16 protein-coding genes are annotated in these 15,808 nt (G+C 34.0%); 4 read left to right on the forward strand and 12 right to left on the reverse strand.

Features of this window, described 5'->3' with window-relative positions; translation table 11 throughout:
- Positions 1-22: 22 nt before the first annotated feature.
- Positions 23-1,135: a helix-turn-helix domain-containing protein gene (locus tag AC4CVH_RS04000; RefSeq protein WP_490786445.1), complete on the reverse strand. Its 1,113-nt coding sequence runs from the start codon at positions 1,133-1,135 to the stop codon at positions 23-25.
- A 218-nt stretch (positions 1,136-1,353) separates the two neighbouring features.
- Between AC4CVH_RS04000 and AC4CVH_RS04005 the strand changes: the two genes are divergently transcribed.
- Positions 1,354-1,749, forward strand: coding sequence for a pyridoxamine 5'-phosphate oxidase family protein (locus AC4CVH_RS04005; protein WP_490786446.1), 396 nt, complete (start codon positions 1,354-1,356; stop codon positions 1,747-1,749).
- Positions 1,750-1,781: 32 nt separating this feature from the next.
- On the opposite strand, the gene AC4CVH_RS04010 is transcribed toward AC4CVH_RS04005, so the two are convergent.
- From AC4CVH_RS04010 to AC4CVH_RS04045, 8 genes are all read right to left on the reverse strand, one after another.
- The gene (locus AC4CVH_RS04010; protein WP_490786447.1) at positions 1,782-2,966 is read right to left on the reverse strand and encodes an ABC transporter permease; all 1,185 of its coding nucleotides are present in this window, start codon (positions 2,964-2,966) and stop codon (positions 1,782-1,784) included.
- Positions 2,963-3,649 (reverse strand): ABC transporter ATP-binding protein, encoded by a 687-nt coding sequence (locus tag AC4CVH_RS04015; protein ID WP_490786448.1) that lies wholly within the window; start codon positions 3,647-3,649, stop codon positions 2,963-2,965. The genes AC4CVH_RS04010 and AC4CVH_RS04015 overlap by 4 nt, the downstream gene beginning before the upstream one ends.
- Positions 3,624-4,652, reverse strand: coding sequence for an efflux RND transporter periplasmic adaptor subunit (locus AC4CVH_RS04020; protein WP_490786449.1), 1,029 nt, complete (start codon positions 4,650-4,652; stop codon positions 3,624-3,626). Before AC4CVH_RS04020 ends, AC4CVH_RS04015 begins: the two co-directional genes overlap by 26 nt.
- A gap of 54 nt (positions 4,653-4,706) precedes the next feature.
- Positions 4,707-5,366, reverse strand: a complete 660-nt coding sequence (locus tag AC4CVH_RS04025) for a Yip1 family protein (RefSeq protein WP_490786450.1) — start codon at positions 5,364-5,366, stop codon at positions 4,707-4,709.
- Between the two features lie 588 nt (positions 5,367-5,954).
- A complete protein-coding gene (locus AC4CVH_RS04030; protein ID WP_490786451.1) occupies positions 5,955-6,707 on the reverse strand; it encodes an alpha/beta fold hydrolase in 753 nt (250 codons plus the stop codon).
- Between the two features lie 64 nt (positions 6,708-6,771).
- Positions 6,772-7,569 (reverse strand): ABC transporter permease subunit, encoded by a 798-nt coding sequence (locus AC4CVH_RS04035; protein ID WP_490786452.1) that lies wholly within the window; start codon positions 7,567-7,569, stop codon positions 6,772-6,774.
- Complete coding sequence (locus AC4CVH_RS04040; protein ID WP_490786453.1) at positions 7,562-8,473, reverse strand: ABC transporter ATP-binding protein; 912 nt, start codon at positions 8,471-8,473, stop codon at positions 7,562-7,564. Before AC4CVH_RS04040 ends, AC4CVH_RS04035 begins: the two co-directional genes overlap by 8 nt.
- Positions 8,454-9,590: a helix-turn-helix domain-containing protein gene (locus AC4CVH_RS04045; RefSeq protein WP_490786454.1), complete on the reverse strand. Its 1,137-nt coding sequence runs from the start codon at positions 9,588-9,590 to the stop codon at positions 8,454-8,456. The genes AC4CVH_RS04040 and AC4CVH_RS04045 overlap by 20 nt, the downstream gene beginning before the upstream one ends.
- 172 nt (positions 9,591-9,762) lie before the next feature.
- Here AC4CVH_RS04045 and AC4CVH_RS04050 point away from each other — a divergent pair, with 172 nt between their 5' ends.
- Genes AC4CVH_RS04050 through AC4CVH_RS04060 form a run of 3 tightly spaced genes read left to right on the forward strand, consistent with a single transcriptional unit; the run spans position 9,763 to position 11,649 of the window.
- Positions 9,763-10,389: a TetR/AcrR family transcriptional regulator gene (locus AC4CVH_RS04050; protein ID WP_490786455.1), complete on the forward strand. Its 627-nt coding sequence runs from the start codon at positions 9,763-9,765 to the stop codon at positions 10,387-10,389.
- Entirely contained in the window at positions 10,349-10,957 is a 609-nt protein-coding gene (locus AC4CVH_RS04055; protein ID WP_490786456.1) for a flavodoxin family protein, read from the forward strand. The genes AC4CVH_RS04050 and AC4CVH_RS04055 overlap by 41 nt, the downstream gene beginning before the upstream one ends.
- Before the next feature lie 11 nt (positions 10,958-10,968).
- A complete protein-coding gene (locus AC4CVH_RS04060) occupies positions 10,969-11,649 on the forward strand; it encodes an FMN-binding protein (protein WP_490786457.1) in 681 nt (226 codons plus the stop codon).
- A 364-nt stretch (positions 11,650-12,013) separates the two neighbouring features.
- Here AC4CVH_RS04060 and AC4CVH_RS04065 read toward each other — a convergent pair whose 3' ends face one another.
- The 3 genes from AC4CVH_RS04065 to AC4CVH_RS04075 form a co-directional block, all read right to left on the reverse strand.
- On the reverse strand, positions 12,014-12,160 hold the full coding sequence (locus AC4CVH_RS04065) for an ATP-binding cassette domain-containing protein (RefSeq protein WP_490786458.1): 147 nt from the start codon (positions 12,158-12,160) through the stop codon (positions 12,014-12,016).
- 111 nt (positions 12,161-12,271) lie between these two features.
- On the reverse strand, positions 12,272-13,996 hold the full coding sequence (locus AC4CVH_RS04070) for an ABC transporter ATP-binding protein (protein WP_490786459.1): 1,725 nt from the start codon (positions 13,994-13,996) through the stop codon (positions 12,272-12,274).
- The gene (locus AC4CVH_RS04075) at positions 13,983-15,764 is read right to left on the reverse strand and encodes an ABC transporter ATP-binding protein (RefSeq protein WP_490786460.1); all 1,782 of its coding nucleotides are present in this window, start codon (positions 15,762-15,764) and stop codon (positions 13,983-13,985) included. Before AC4CVH_RS04075 ends, AC4CVH_RS04070 begins: the two co-directional genes overlap by 14 nt.
- Between the last annotated feature and the right edge of the window lie 44 nt (positions 15,765-15,808).

Below are 15,808 nucleotides of genomic sequence, written 5' to 3' on the forward strand. Positions count from 1 at the left end.
ATAAGCAACCTGATGTTACCTTCTAATGATTTGATTTGACCATATTTTTCACTCTTTTTGAAATTTGAATAAATCTCGTGTTCTTTCTTAAACCATCAAACTCCTGCCCTTCAATAATTTTCTCCATGTTCTCGTACATATCAACCTTAAAGGTATCTTTGTTTTCAGAGAGCATATTAAAACACCACATTTTTGAGATTTCTCTTTCATTATTCAAATTGTTTTTTTCAATATAGCAAATCCACTTTTCAAGCATGCCAAGTGCCTCTTCCTCCTTTCCCATCTTAAGATACATAACGGCAGAGAACATATAGTCTATGTGAAAACCAAGTTGTCCCCCTTTATCAGGTGAAAATACCTTCTTTACATTAATTGCAGCGTTCACATATTTTTTTACAAGATAAAAACTGTTTTTATCTTTAATGTAGGATTTTCCAAGACACGACAAAATCGAATCCATTAAAAAAATATGTCTCCAAAGTTCGCTCTGAAGAATTTGTCGTCCTTTGTTTAATGTTTCTTCCTTTTTCATATATATATTTGCAAGCATAAAATCAACATCATACTGGCTTTTGTTTATTTTCTTCAGAACACAAACTGCCCTTTCATCATTATCTTCTGAAGAATATATTGTACTTAATATGTAAAGCGCCTGCTGGGTTATCTCCATATTGCTGCAGTTTTTCTCTATATCTTCAAAAAATTCTTTTGAGGATTTTTCCATATCGCCTCTAATTTCATCATTACTGCTTCTCCATGAATACATATGATATAAAAATCCAATTCTTAATTTTAGATAATAGCTGGAATTGTATTTTTTTACATATTGTTTTCCAATTTCAACTCCCTTTTCTATATCCTCCTCATTTCCAACCAGAAGTTCTCCGCACTTTTTAACTATTTCCATAACTTCTTTATCCGACAAATCAACTTTGTAATTTAAAAGCTTATCTATGGAAACATCGAAAAGTCCTGCTATTTTTGGAAGAAGCTCAATGTCTGGATATGAATTTCCCATTTCCCATTTTGAAACAGCTGCCGTTGAAACTCCAAGATAACTTCCAAGCTCCTCCTGAGTCATTTTTTTCTTCTTTCTAAAACTAGATATGGTTTTGCCTACATCTGTTTTTTTCATATACATTCCTCCAAATGTTTAACATTATAGCGGTTTCTATATATAAATTATAACTCAGTCTTTTAATCGCTCCTATGGATTTCAAGTTAATCATTATTATTTAATTCAACTGATGGTTGAATTTGTGATAATACTCAAAATCATACTTGCGATTTTTAAACTAAAAGTTTAACATTATTAAATAAACAACACTATGAAAACTGGAGGGAAAAATAAACATGGATGAAATTTTAAAATATTTAAAAGATGCAGGAACCTATTATCTTGCAACGACAGACGGTAATCAGCCAAGAGTAAGGCCTTTCGGAACAGCTTCCATATTTGAAGGAAAACTTTATATTCAAACTGGAAATGTAAAAGATGTTTTTTCTCAGATGAGAAAAAATCCCAAAATAGAAATATGCACTATGGGAAAAGACAATACCTGGATTCGTATTTCAGCAACAGCTGTTTGTGATGACAGAATTGATGCAAGGCAGCATATGCTCGATGAATATCCCGACCTCCAAAAAATGTACGCAGCAGATGACGGAAATTGTGAAGTACTCTATTTAAAAGACGCCACTGCAAACATATATTCATTTACCGGTAAAACCAAAACAATCAAATTTTAAAACAGTCACGCCCAAGGAGGCGTGACATAAATTTATCTGTATATAGCTTTTATAGGATCCAGCTTTGCAGCCCTATATGCCGGAATCATTCCAAAAAGTATCCCAACAACAACTGATGTAATAGAGGATCCTAAAAATATACCTATGGTTATAACCGGCTTAAATGGCATAAAATTGCCTAAAATCAACGATAAAATATAACCAAAAGCAATTCCAAGGATTCCTCCCATTCCGGTAATAAATACTGCCTCTATCAAAAACTGCCATAATATTTCAGATGGTTTCGCACCTATGGCTCTTCTGATACCTATTTCACGCCGTCTTTCAGTTACAGATACATACATTATGTTCATTACACCAATTCCACCTACAAACAATGATATTGCTGAAACAACGGCTATAAAGCCGGTTATTCCGCTTATTATTTTCTCAAAAGCTTTTGAAACAGCATTTGGATCCTCTTTAATATAACTTCCTTTGACATCGGGATGAAGAATTTCAAGCTCATTTTTTACTTTTTTAAACACGTAATCAGAGCTGAATCCCTGCTTTACCCTAACGTCAATTGACGAAATCGCCGTATAATCTTCTAGAAGCTTCGTTGCAAACTCAGGTACGTAATCATATTCCATGGACAATACTCCTGAACCGCCGTCTGTAATACCAATTACTTCAAAATATTCGTTTTTTATCATAACTCCCCTGCCAATACCTTCATTTATATTGTTTCCAAACAATTCTTTTGCATGATCCTTTGTAAGTACGATAACATAATGTTTAAAATCATTATCCTCCCTGGTAATATTTCTACCGGAGATAATAGATATATTTTTATCATAATCTTTTACAGTAAGATAAGACCTTTTATTAAAAAACACGGCATTTTCTACAACCCCGGTCAATCCTTCCAATCCAGTACTGCTTTTTTCTATTCCATCCACACCATCAATGGTTTTCAAATCCTGAAAATCTTTGTAATCAAAAGCTTCGGAGGATACAGTAGAATTTACATCCTGCGGTTGAAAACTTACAGTTACAGCATTGGCACCTGTATCCTGAGTTGACTGACTTACCTGAACTTTGAGACCTTCTCCAATGGAAAGTATAATTACTACAGAGCTTATTCCTATAATTATTCCTATCATAGTCAAAAATACTCTAAGTTTATGTGTGCGTAAACTTAAAATCGCACTATATACAAGTTCTAAAAACTTCATAAACTTTCCTCCCCCAAAACACCATCTTTTAGAAAAACACAATGGGTTGCGTATTTTTTCAAGTCACCATCATGAGTCACCATCACAATGGTTTTACCCTGATTATTGAGTTTCGCAAGTAGATCGACAATCTTAAGTCCGGTATTCCAGTCAAGTGCACCAGTAGGTTCATCTGCAAGTATAACATCAGATTCATTGGCAAGCGCTCTTGCAATTGAAATACGCTGCTGCTGTCCCCCTGAAAGTTCTCCAGGATAGCTATTAAACTTATCTTCCAGTTCTACATTCTGGAGACTCTGTTTTACTATGTCAATCCTTTGGCTTTTACTATATCCACCATGATATAACAATGGAAGTTCTATGTTTTGCGCTATTGTCAAAGATTCAATCAAATAAAACTGTTGAAATATAAAACCTACGTGTCTGTTTCTAAAAGAACACCTCTGATTTTCCTTCATCTTTGACACATCGCATCCATCAAAAACATAACTTCCTTCATTAAAATCATCCAAAAGCCCCATAATATTCAGTAAAGTAGTCTTTCCACTGCCTGACTTTCCCATTATAACTACAAATGAACCTTTTTCAACTTTAAAGTTAAGATCTTTTAATATTCTGTGTTTATTTTTATCATTTCCATACCATTTTGACAGTCCCTTAACTTCCAGAAGTTGCTGTGTCAATACTGTCCCCTTCTTTCATTTCACCAGATGGATTTTTAATAATTTTATCGCCAAAGTTCAAACCACTTCTTATCTTGACATACGTACTATTGTACTTTTCAACTTGAACAAGAACCTTCTTCAATTTTTTATTTTCTACAAGCCATACAAATTTGTCGCCATCTTTTTTAAAAATTGCAGTTGAAGGGATTTTCGGGAGTTCAGTTTCATCAACAGCAGTGGCCTGCACATGAAATCCTTCGTAAACTTTCTGATCTCCATCTATATCGATATAAACGGGGTAATATGATATGCTTGTACCAGTACCTTGTAAATTTGACGCAGCACTTGCATCACCCTGAAGCATTTGATTTTGAGTCGGTTGTGTGGAAATAGATTTTATGCTTCCTGTGATTTCCTGACTCGTACCATATATGCTTATCTTTACTCTTTGATTTTTTTTAAGTTTCAATATATCCTTCTCACTTGCATTTGCAACTACCTGCATTTTAGGGTCAACAAGTGTCAGTATTGATTTTCCATCGCTGTTTTCAGTATTTTTATCAATCATTACAATTCCGTCAAAAGGTGCTGAAACACTCGTATACCTCTTGTCTTTAACACTGTCAAGCTGCTGTTCAATATCAGACCTTTGAGCAGCAGGGTGTAATTGTTGTGTTCCCGTACTGGATAGCTGGCTTTTCAGTGTTTCATATTGATCAACTGCCTGCTCGTTCTTGTATTCAAATAATGTTTGTCCTTTTTTTACCTTGTCTTTATCCTCGACATCTATATTTTCAAGAGTTCCCTTAGTTGCATCTTCAGTGAAATTTACTTTCTTGGAATATTTCACTTCCCCATCCAAAAATATATTCTGCTGTGACGGAACAGTATATACGTCATACTTCGTATTATTTTTATTTGTATTTTGCCTGTTTTTATTCAAAAAAAACGTCACTGCAAATAATAAGATTATAATTAAAATACCGGAGGTGATAATTAATACATTTTTTTTATCCTTCATATATAAGTACATTCCTTTCCTATCGCATAGTACAATATAACAGATTAATAAGAATTAAAGATAAGAATGCAAAGTTACAACAAGATTTATAGCAAATAAGATCAATACAATAGCAGCACTTTTTTTCTTCGATATCTTTGTAATTACCGATATTCCTATTATAAGCAATGCTATCTGCCATATATTGAATATGTCAAAACTATTCAAAAATTTATTTATTGCTGTAGGTTTTACAAGTGAACTTACGCCAACTGCTTTTCCTGTTACAGCCATATATATCCATTTTAAGATTTTATCTATAACAAGTGGCATAGAACCTAAGCAATAAAGAGCCATAGACTGCTTGTACTTTATTTTTGAGCCAAAAATTCTAATAAAAATTTTGTAAATCAGTGACACTACATATATGCTTACCACCGTAGTCACAATAGTAATTACTGTTTGTACAGGTGCTGACATGGTGTATTTCAACATCTTTTCTGCGATTTGCTTTGAGGCATCTGGCATTGATCCTGTAACTGACTTTTTTACGATATCCATCGAAAGCGATGTCTGCATAATTGCATACACTACATTTATTGCAGTAATTACACACATCATCAAAAAATATCTCGGCTTTTCTATAAAATCACTAAAAATCACCGAAGGTTTCTTAAAAAAGTAAATAATCTCCTTGTCAATACTTAGATTTTCATTGTCTTTGTTGGTTTCCATAATTTTCACTTAGCAGATTTGCCTTTGCTTCATCAAATCAAAACCTGCTAAATACTCACTTCCTTTCGCTTTATATTTATTTTGACGTAAAATTCCGCGTCAATTTTTACACATAATAATATTTTACAATATCTTTCTGTCTTTAAATATTTTTTCAGCTATTTTTTCAGCTATTTTTATCATTTTACGTTTTTTATCAATTTCCTTTTTTAAAAATTCAAGTCCAATATCCATGTTTTGGCTCTATTAAGGAAAGTAATATATAATAATAAGTGTTCGTCATTTCTATTATCTGACTTAGTGAACATATCCCACCCACAAGGGGAATGGGGCTTCCTGTTTCTTAGACCTCGCAACCTACTATCTTCAACTGAAAACAAAGCATAGTATTTACAATATTAACTATCACATTGTCTTTTGTCCTAAAACGTCAGAAATTTGGGGGTAGTGGATTATGGAGCAAAGGTTATTATATTGGTACAGCAGGTTCAGTATCGGCTGAAACAATCTCGACCACAAGGGTGCGAGGTTTTACGGGCAGAATTATAAAACTATATTATTTCTTCGATAATTTCAGTAAAATTAAGTTTACAAAACTTCCAAAAATTCTTTCGCAAGTGTAGAATATTCACGAGCATTAGACATTAATGCCGGATGATTTCCAGTTTGAAATACATGACTTCTCCCACACACTACTTTCTCTGCCAAATTTTCAGCAATATCTCCGGCATTTTCAATCAAATTATCCTCGACACTTGCAGTAAACAATATCGGGACTTTAATTTCTGATACATCCTTGTGAAAGTAGCTTTGTATATTCAATGCGTGCCTCTCAAGCATATCCGTATCATTATCAATGACTTGTTCCCAATCTTCTCCATGTTCAAGTTTCCAAAATGCCACGGCATCCTGAGATTTTTTCGCCAAATTCCTACCATATTTGATGCTTGAAACTGCTTTTTTATCGGCCATCTCTCCTTGGAAACTGTCTGCCATCACTCCTTTTATAAGCTCCGGATACTCAAGTGCAAGATTGATTGCAGCAATTGCACCTCCACTTGTCCCAATAATTGATGGTTTTTCATACTTTCTGTATTCAATTAATTTCTTTACCTGTTTAGCTTCATCATACCAAAAATCAGATTCAAAAACATTAACTCTATCTGAATTTCCGTGTCCTAAAAAGTCAATAAGAACAACCTTGTAGTCATTTTTATATAAATCCAAAACAGGCAAAAACATCTTCGAAGACATAGTGTTTCCATGTAAAAGTATAAGTGTATCTCCCGTTCCAATTTCCTCATAGTAAATATTCTTTTTATTATAATCAAAATACGACATTCATCTACTCCTTTTCATTAGTACTCGTAATTTTATAAAATTCGCATTTGTCTCACCTCCACATTTAAATCAATTTTTCTGGAATAAACCTTGAGGAAATCATTTTTATCAATACATAATCAAGCGCAAATAAAACCATTCCACATAAAATCATTACAGGAACATTTAAAAAAATAAGACCTGACACCTGTCCTATTAAAATCATAATTACAGGAATTAAAAGAAAGCCGCTTACCTGCTGTGCTTCCTGAAAAGTTTTAGATTTTGCCGATACCAAAACAGTAAATGTAAGTGACAACAAACTCACTCCAGGTACAACCCAAAACATGATTATAATCCATTTTAGATCTGGGAAGATAAAGCCTTTAAAATAAATAAATCCACAAACATTCATTATGATTCCAAAAGCTATAAATGAAAGCAGTGTCACTACATAAGACGGTACAAACACTCCAAGTATCTTTGAACGAAGAAGCTGTTCCATCGTAAGCGGCGTATACAAAATAGATTCCATTGTCTTATGTTCCCTCTCTCCAACAAAACTGCTTGCTCCCATTACTCCAGAACACATTATTGGAATTATAAGAAAATATGACGGGAACATAAAATCAAGAGATATTTTTATTAGAAGCTGAGAAGATGTATATACGCTGCTGTATTGCTCAGGAAGTTTTTTTAAAATCGGTCCTATCTTTTCAAGGGCGCTTGAATAATCCGATGTAAAATTAATACCTATAATCATTGCAAAAGGTATAATCACAACCATAACTAAAGGTACAATAATCATGGGAAGAAAGACCTGTTTTGAACTCATTATATCATTTATATCTTTGTGCATCAAAGTCTTTTCCAGCTTATTCATGATACTCCACCTCACTCATATATTTAAAATACAGATCCTCCAAGGACCATCTTCTTTGAACAGCTTCGTATATTTCACCGCCTTCTTGAATAATTTTTTTTATTATTTTACCTGCATCTTTATCTTCTGAAATATTCCTTGTGTACATTCCTTTTTTGTCATATTGAAATCCAAGACCGTCTGGAATATTCATTCCCCTTATTTGAAGTTTCAAATCAGCTCCTTTTTTTGCTGCAAGTTCGTCAAAGCTTCCAACTCCAAGTATATGTCCTTTATTTATAAAACCATACTTTGTACAAATTTCCTTTGCATACTTCAACTGATGGGTGCAAATAAAAACTGTTACGTTGTTTTCAGCTGAAAGTTCTTTTATAATATGTGTAACATTCAATGCATTTTCAGGATCAAGTCCTGAGGTAGGTTCATCCAAGAACAAAATCTCCGGATTGTGAATCAAGGCTACTGCAAGAGAAACCCTCTTTTTCATTCCAGTACTGAAATCTTTTACTTTCTTGTTTTTCACATTCCAAAGATTAAGTCTTTTCAATATAAGTTCCATGCGCTTTTCAATAATATGTTCTTCCATTTCATGCATTCTTCCAAAAAACCTTATATTCTCCTCAGCAGTAAAATTTCCATATAAGGCTGAACTTTCAGTCATCACTCCACATAATCTGTGAATTTTAATATTGTTTTCTTCCAGCGGAATTCCACAAATTTCAGCATACCCTGATGTTTTTTTAAGAATTCCATTTAATATTCTGATTGTAGTTGTCTTTCCAGAACCATTCGGTCCCAAAAAACCAAACACTTCTCCCTGTTCTATAGAAAAACTTACATCGTCAAGCACTTTAGTTTTTCCATCATAGGACTTGGCAAGCTTTTTAATTTTTATAGATTTCATCTTTTCCACCTAACTTCTCTTCCAGTCTTTTGACAAGCAAACTGTACCTTTCATATTTTTTAAGCGGCTCAAGCATCGTATTTTTGAGAAGTATATCCATAAAGTTTTTCTTTATTGTAGCCTCATCTAAAGGAGTATTTGTTCCAATACAATTATTATTTTCAAACCACCCTTCAATCTTGTCGAAATATTTGTTTCCTTTAAAGGCAATAGGAAATCTTATTTTGCATACAGTGTCAACATATCGCGAAACTGCATCAAGTGCCTTTTCATCTTTCTTGTGAAAAATATAACCTCCTGCAGCAGTTATGTGAATCGAAAAAACATCATTTGTAAATATGTCATAGAGTCCAAACTGTTTTATAATATTCAATCCCTGAAGATATATCTTTTCAAACAAAGCTTCTTCTCTCAAATTAAGTGAAAGGTAACTATTTACAAGTGTCAGCATGTTTACAGACTTATTAAAAATCAATATCTGATTGACCTTCCTTGCCTTTTCATCCTGTCCCTTCATATTGTAGGCTCCAACCAGCATCACGTCATCTCCACTGTATGGCTCCATTTCATTGTCCAAAAGTTGTATGACTCTATCACTATTCCCACGAATCATCTCAGCAATAGCTTCTTTTGTGTTTGCATCTTTTATATGAGAAACATTTCTTGATTCTTTTTTCACTCTTTTGCATAAAAGTATACACTTATCAAAAACTTCATTTTTTTGGGAATCACTATCAGCTTTAGATGAATAATTTAGCAAAAGTTGAACCATGGAGAGCAAAAATGGAAAGCACGAGTAGTATTTTTTTATCATTTTGCTGCATTTACCAATCATTTCTTCAAAAGGCCTCACTGTAAATTCTCTGGATAATTCATTGTAAATTTTCTTTATATCATTTTTCCCAAGCTGTGGAGAATAGCCAAGTAAATAATCTATTGAAACATTAAAATAAGTTGCAATTTCTGGAAGAAGCATTATATCCGGACAGCTGAGCCCAGTTTCCCATTTTGATACGGATGCCTTGGAAACTCCAATATAACTTGCAAGCTGCTCTTGTGTTATTCCGCTCTTCTTCCTCATGTTGAAAATACATTTTCCTATATCAAGTTTCTTCATATGTAACACCTCTAAGCAACATTTTATATTGTAATCCACCCTATGTAAATGGATTGTAAGTTTACAAAATTAAAAAAAGTCAACTACCAGTAAACATTTTTATTAGTATTGACATATAAACTGATATTAATTATAATTAAACTCACAGTTTAATTATAAGGATGATGTTTAGATGGGTCGAAGAAAAAAACAGCCTTCAGCAGTGCACCGTAAGAATATAGCTTCAAAAGCCCAGGAATTGTTTATGAAAAACGGAATAGCATCCACATCAATGGATGCTATTGCAAAAAATGCCGGATACAGCAAAGCCACCTTGTATGTTTACTTTAAAAACAAGGAAGAGATCATAAATATGCTTGTACTGGAAAGTATGAAAAAGCTGTACCAATACATATCCATGGCACTTCAAAATGCCAGTACCACCAAAGTACGATACAACATGATCTGCCGTGCACTTTTGAAATACAAGGAGGAGTTTCCTTATTATTTTAAAATGACACTTGATAAAATAAACATTGATTTTAAAGACGAAACTTTCGAAGTTGGTGAGAAAATAAACAATGAAATAAAATGCTTCCTAATTAAAGGAATTGAAGAGGGGCAAATTCGCAGCGATATAGACATCATGCCAACCATCTTTTCGTTTTGGGGTATGCTGTCCGGTCTCATACTTACAGCTGAAAACAAACAATTATATATCTCAAAGCAATTCAATTTATCGAAAGAAAAATTTTTAGAATATGGATTTGACATGCTTTATGAGTCCATTTCCACAAAACAGGAGGTTACTACTGCGTAAAAAAATACTTGCTATTTTGGGAAGTCCCCATGTAAATGGAGCTACCGCATCCATGCTTGACTTTTCAATCAAAGTTGCAAAAGAAAATGGATACACTGTAGACAAGATAGATCTTTATAAAACGCATCTTAGCTTTTGCACCGGATGCCTTGCCTGCCAGCGCACCGGTTCCTGCATTCAATCAGATGATATTCATGAAATTACTGTGCTTTTGAAAAACTGCGATCTTGTAATTGTTGCAGCTCCAGTCTACTGGGCGAACATACCTGCTGTACTTAAAAATTTGTTTGATCGTCTGTTCGGTATCGTTATAGAAGAAACATCCACATTTCCAAAGCCCCTTCTGAAAAAGGGTAAAAGATACATTTTCCTGACAGCTTGTAATACACCTTCACCGTTTTCATGGATTTTTGGACAGACAAGGGGTGCAGTTCGTGCCGTTGACGAATTTTTCAAAACGGCTGGCATCAAGCGTACTGGAGTATTTGCATATACAAACACAAAAAAGAATAAAAAACTTCCCAAAAACTTTCAAAATAACATTTTTAAATATTTGAAACAAGTTTAAGGAGGCTTTAAATGAATATTATTTCGGGATTCTTATGCATTCTTTGTTTTTGTCTGATGGCTTTGAAATCATTAACAAGAAAATTAAATCTAAAAAGAGCAGACAGATTTCTCATGAAGATTCACAAACCGGTTTCAGCTACATTCATATTTTTTTGCATCCTGCACATAATTCTTGTAAGTTCTGTATTTAAATCGCGAAATATATTTGTATATATTACAGGTATAGTCTGCATATTAGTGCTTTTTTCAATTATAATTTTATATCATATGCTACAGAAAAGTCATAAATTAAATTTTAAATGGCATCGTATTTTGTTTTTCATACTGTTTTCAGCCATAATATGCCATATTGCAGTTTATTATGCCGGAATCAATGATTACAAGTCAAAAATCCACAGCATTCACATAAACAACATCAATACGTCAAAATTGCCCGACGGTACATACATGGGCGAATATGATGCAGGCTATATTTATGCCAAGGTTGAAGTTAGCGTAAAGCATGGTATGATTTCAAATATAAACATTTTAAAACATAGAAATGAACGCGGCGGAAAAGCTGAAAAAATCATTTATAAAATAATAGATAGGCAAAAAATTGATGTAGATTCTGTATCGGGAGCCACAAATTCGAGCATGGTTATTAAAAAAGCTGTTGAAAATGCTCTGGAAAATCCCAAGCTTACATAACATCCAGTTTATTGAATTTAGCTATTCCCACAATCGTTGTAACTACAATAATCATTGTATATAGGAAAAAAACAGTGAATTTTATTAAAAACTTTGTGGATGTCCTCACAGGTATCATATGAAATATAACATCTTTTTCTACATAAAAATCATCGTATAAATTGATAAAAATAACAATTCAGGCAAATCAGCTTAACTGCATATCAACATCTATATATTTATTATAATCAACAAGCTCAGAAGTTGAACATCTTCATGTATTAGAATCTTCCCTGAATTTATAAAAACAACTTCATTAAAGAGTTTTTCCACATCATTTATAATGTGGGTGCTTATAATAATTGAACTGTTGTGATCAAAATTATCAAGTATTATTTTTTATTATCTTCTTTGTTTTAACTCCCGTATGTTTTCCATTGATTAAAATGCTTCCACTATCACAGCTTAAAATTGAGGCGGCTATTTTTATAAGTGTAGTTTTACCCGCCCCATTAGTTCCTAAAAGTCCCACTATCTTCCTCTTTTTATTTTCAAGTTCAAATTATCAAAAGCTACTTTACTTCCGTATACTTTGGTTAAATTGCTGCACTTTAGTATATAATCCATTTTCAAATATCATTCTCTACACTCTTCTCAGCTGCATCTTAGCCATATGTCTATATATTCCATCTTTCTCGAAAAGTTCAGAGAGCATGCCCTCCTCGGCAACAGTGCCACCTTCCAGTACTACAATTTTGCCGGCATCAGCTATAGACCTCATCCTGTGTGCAATAACGAGCACTGTTTTATTTTTAATAAGCTTTGACAGTGATTCCTGTATCATGGTTTCATTCTCAACATCAAGTGAAGATGTTGCCTCATCAAGAAGTATGATTGGTGCGTTTTTCAAAAATGCCCTAGCAATAGATATTCTCTGACGCTCTCCTCCTGAAAGTTCTGCACCATTTTCTCCAATTACAGTATTCCACCTGTCCTGCAATTTTTCTACGAACTCTCCGCAGTGTGCAATCTTTGCAGCCTGCATAACTTCTTCATCCGAAGCATCTTTTCTTCCTATACGAATGTTTTCCTTAATAGAGTTGTTAAACAGCGTAACATCTTGAAATACAACAGAATATAAAGACATTAAGGTTTCAGGATCAATTTTTGATATATCCATTCCTCCAACGGTAATTTTCCCTCTATTTATATCCCAAAATCGCATGGCTAGCCTGGATACAGTTGTTTTTCCTCCTCCAGACGGACCTATAAGTGCAGTTACTTCACCTTGTTTTGCAGTAAATGACACATCGGAAAGAATAGTTTCATCATCGTTGTAAGAAAATCCAACACCATCAAATATAATATCAAATCCTTTGTTTGTAAGCTTTTCCGATCCTGTTTGGATTTCATGACTCAAAATTTCATCCATACGCTGGCATTGGATGTCAGCTGAAATAATTGCCGCCAGATTCTGCAGAGACATCTGCATAGGATCATACAATCTTGAAACAAGAAGCAAAAACATAAAGAATGTCAAAACATCAAGGCTTCCATCTACAAGAAGCAATCCGCCAACTAAAGCCACCGTTGCAATTCCAAGCTTCAATATCATCTGTGCAGATACAACTACAACAGCTGTTCTAAGTTCTGTAATAATTGCCCGTTTTTCAACATCCTTGATTTTTACATCAAGCCCTTCCATATATTGATCTTCTGCATTGTTTGACTTAAGGTCTCTCAGTGATTCAAGTCCTTCCTGAATTCCATCTGCACAGGACATTTTCACTTTCATCTGTTTCTTTCCCAAGCTGTGATGGATCTTTGATGAAAACAGTAGGATAAGGAATGAAACAGGCAATACCCAAAGGGCTGCAAGAGCCATACGCCAATCGAAGAAAAACAAGCTTACGGCAATAATGAAAGTTGACACAACCGATCCGACAAGTTCAGGTATCCAATGTGATGATGCCGTCTCAAGCGTAGAACAATCCGCCATAATAGTGCTTGTAAGATCCGACAAATCCTTTTTACCGAAAAATGACAAAGGGAGTTTTCGAAGTTTCTCTGCAAGAAATATTCTACGTACACCACTTTCCACATAGGTTGCAAAAAAGGTTGCGTTGTATTGAATATAAGTTGACACAAATATAAGTACAAGGCATACTGAAATTCCAAATATATAAACTTTAAAATTTCCTTCGTAAATATTCTTATCCATCAAATCAGAAACAAGATAATAAAGCAAGGCAACAGGCAGCATTAGTACAATATTTGAAAACGTGCATGCAGCAAATGCTTTTATCATATCACTTGCGCCCTTTTCGGAAAGCGCATATTTATGTTGCAGCTTCTCACTTAATCCCATTTTGCACACCGACCTTCCATTTTACAGCATTCTTATATTCACTCCACATATGTGTATACAAACCTCCATGCCGTATTAATTCAAAATGGTTTCCCTCTTCGCGTATTTTTCCATTCTCCATGACATAAATACGATCTGATTTTGTTACTGTAGACAATCTATGTGCTATCATAATAACAGTCTTTCCCTTTGACATCGTGGAAAATGCTTGCTGAACCTTGTACTCATTATCAGGATCAGCAAATGCCGTTGCTTCATCAAGTATAAGAACTGGTGCATCTTTCAGCATTGCCCTTGCAATTGAAATACGCTGTTTTTCGCCTCCTGAAAGGTAAGTGCCCTCTGATCCGATTACAGTATCTACTCCATTTTGAAGTTTTTCTATAATATCACCGCACCTTGCATCATAAAGGGCTTTAATAACTTCGCTTCTTGATGCATCAGGTTTTGCAATACGAACATTTTCAAGTATCGACGTCTTTAAAAGCCTGCTGTTTTGGAAAACAAAAGAAACAGTGTCCATAAGCTTCTCTTTAGATATGTTTTTTACATCAACACCCCCTATTGTTATTTTCCCGCTACGAGTATCGAAGAAACGTGGAATCAAGCTTACCAAAGTCGTTTTTCCGCTTCCAGACGGTCCCACAAAAGCAACATGCTCACCGGAAGCAATATGAATAGAAATATTATCAAGGGCATTTTTCTTTGAACCCTTATAGGAAAACGATACATTAAAAAATTCAACTGAATTGTCACGGGGTGCCTGACATTTTTGTGACTCAGGAAGAGGTCTCATTTCCATTATGCTGTCAATTCTCCCAAGTGCATCCTGAACAATCATCATATTTTCACTTGAGTACATAATTTTATTTAAAGTAACTGTTATTACAGGTGTGATTATTATATAAAAAATTAGATTCAGCAAAAATTCGCCGCTTATACCTTTTGCTGAGAAAAAAAGAGCTGCGCATACAAGTACTGCAAAGACAGAGTTAATGATTGTAGTATAAAACGTCATTGGAAGTCTCAAATCTTTTGTATAGGAAATTACCCATTTTTGATAATTATCAATAGATGCTTTAAATCGCTTAAAGGAAAAAATCGACTGTCCAAAGGTTTTTAAAACTGATATTCCTCTCACATATTCAACTGCCTCATTTGACATATCTTCAAGAGAATTTTGATATTCCTTCATCTTATTTTTCATCTTGTTTCCAGTCATCAAGGACATAATTACGAAAGCAATCAAAACAGGTATCAAACTTAAAATTCCAAGATGCCAGTCAAATGTAAACAACATCACAATCAAACCAAAAGGTGTAGCTATGGCACCTGCACGATCCGGAAGCTGATGTGCCATGTATGTTTCTGTAGCTGCAGTTGACTCATTTACAATTCTTCGTACTTTTCCACTTCCTATGTCATCCATAAATCCTAAAGGAAGCGTGCTTATGTGATGCATTATTTGCGACCTCATATTTGCCTGAACACGAAACGCCGAAATATGGGAACACATCAAAGCTCCAACATAAATAAGCATTGACAGTACAGAAAAAATCACTGCCATCCATCCATAGTGAACAATCTCTTTGGAGTAAGTTATATTGGGATAATATTTGATAACATCCCTTATTATTTTCCATATATACACAAATGGTATCAACGCCACAAGAGCACTTGCAGAAGACAGTATCCATGAAATTATTGTCAAGTATTTGAATTTTCCTGCATATTCAAATAAAATTGACATAGTAGATTTCTTATCCATTTAATATTCTCCTTTCCCAGTACACAATTCATTCTAATTTATTA

This window comes from Clostridium pabulibutyricum (genome assembly GCF_058242705.1).

Coding starts and splice junctions, on each gene's coding strand:
- AC4CVH_RS04000 (WP_490786445.1), bottom strand. CDS start 1,135: ATGAAAAAAACAGATGTAGGCAAAACCATATCTAGTTTTAGAAAGAAG.
- AC4CVH_RS04005 (WP_490786446.1), top strand. CDS start 1,354: ATGGATGAAATTTTAAAATATTTAAAAGATGCAGGAACCTATTATCTT.
- AC4CVH_RS04010 (WP_490786447.1), bottom strand. CDS start 2,966: ATGAAGTTTTTAGAACTTGTATATAGTGCGATTTTAAGTTTACGCACA.
- AC4CVH_RS04020 (WP_490786449.1), bottom strand. CDS start 4,652: ATGAAGGATAAAAAAAATGTATTAATTATCACCTCCGGTATTTTAATT.
- AC4CVH_RS04025 (WP_490786450.1), bottom strand. CDS start 5,366: ATGGAAACCAACAAAGACAATGAAAATCTAAGTATTGACAAGGAGATT.
- AC4CVH_RS04030 (WP_490786451.1), bottom strand. CDS start 6,707: ATGTCGTATTTTGATTATAATAAAAAGAATATTTACTATGAGGAAATT.
- AC4CVH_RS04035 (WP_490786452.1), bottom strand. CDS start 7,569: ATGAATAAGCTGGAAAAGACTTTGATGCACAAAGATATAAATGATATA.
- AC4CVH_RS04040 (WP_490786453.1), bottom strand. CDS start 8,473: ATGAAATCTATAAAAATTAAAAAGCTTGCCAAGTCCTATGATGGAAAA.
- AC4CVH_RS04045 (WP_490786454.1), bottom strand. CDS start 9,590: ATGAAGAAACTTGATATAGGAAAATGTATTTTCAACATGAGGAAGAAG.
- AC4CVH_RS04050 (WP_490786455.1), top strand. CDS start 9,763: ATGGGTCGAAGAAAAAAACAGCCTTCAGCAGTGCACCGTAAGAATATA.
- AC4CVH_RS04055 (WP_490786456.1), top strand. CDS start 10,349: ATGAGTCCATTTCCACAAAACAGGAGGTTACTACTGCGTAAAAAAATA.
- AC4CVH_RS04060 (WP_490786457.1), top strand. CDS start 10,969: ATGAATATTATTTCGGGATTCTTATGCATTCTTTGTTTTTGTCTGATG.
- AC4CVH_RS04070 (WP_490786459.1), bottom strand. CDS start 13,996: ATGGGATTAAGTGAGAAGCTGCAACATAAATATGCGCTTTCCGAAAAG.
- AC4CVH_RS04075 (WP_490786460.1), bottom strand. CDS start 15,764: ATGGATAAGAAATCTACTATGTCAATTTTATTTGAATATGCAGGAAAA.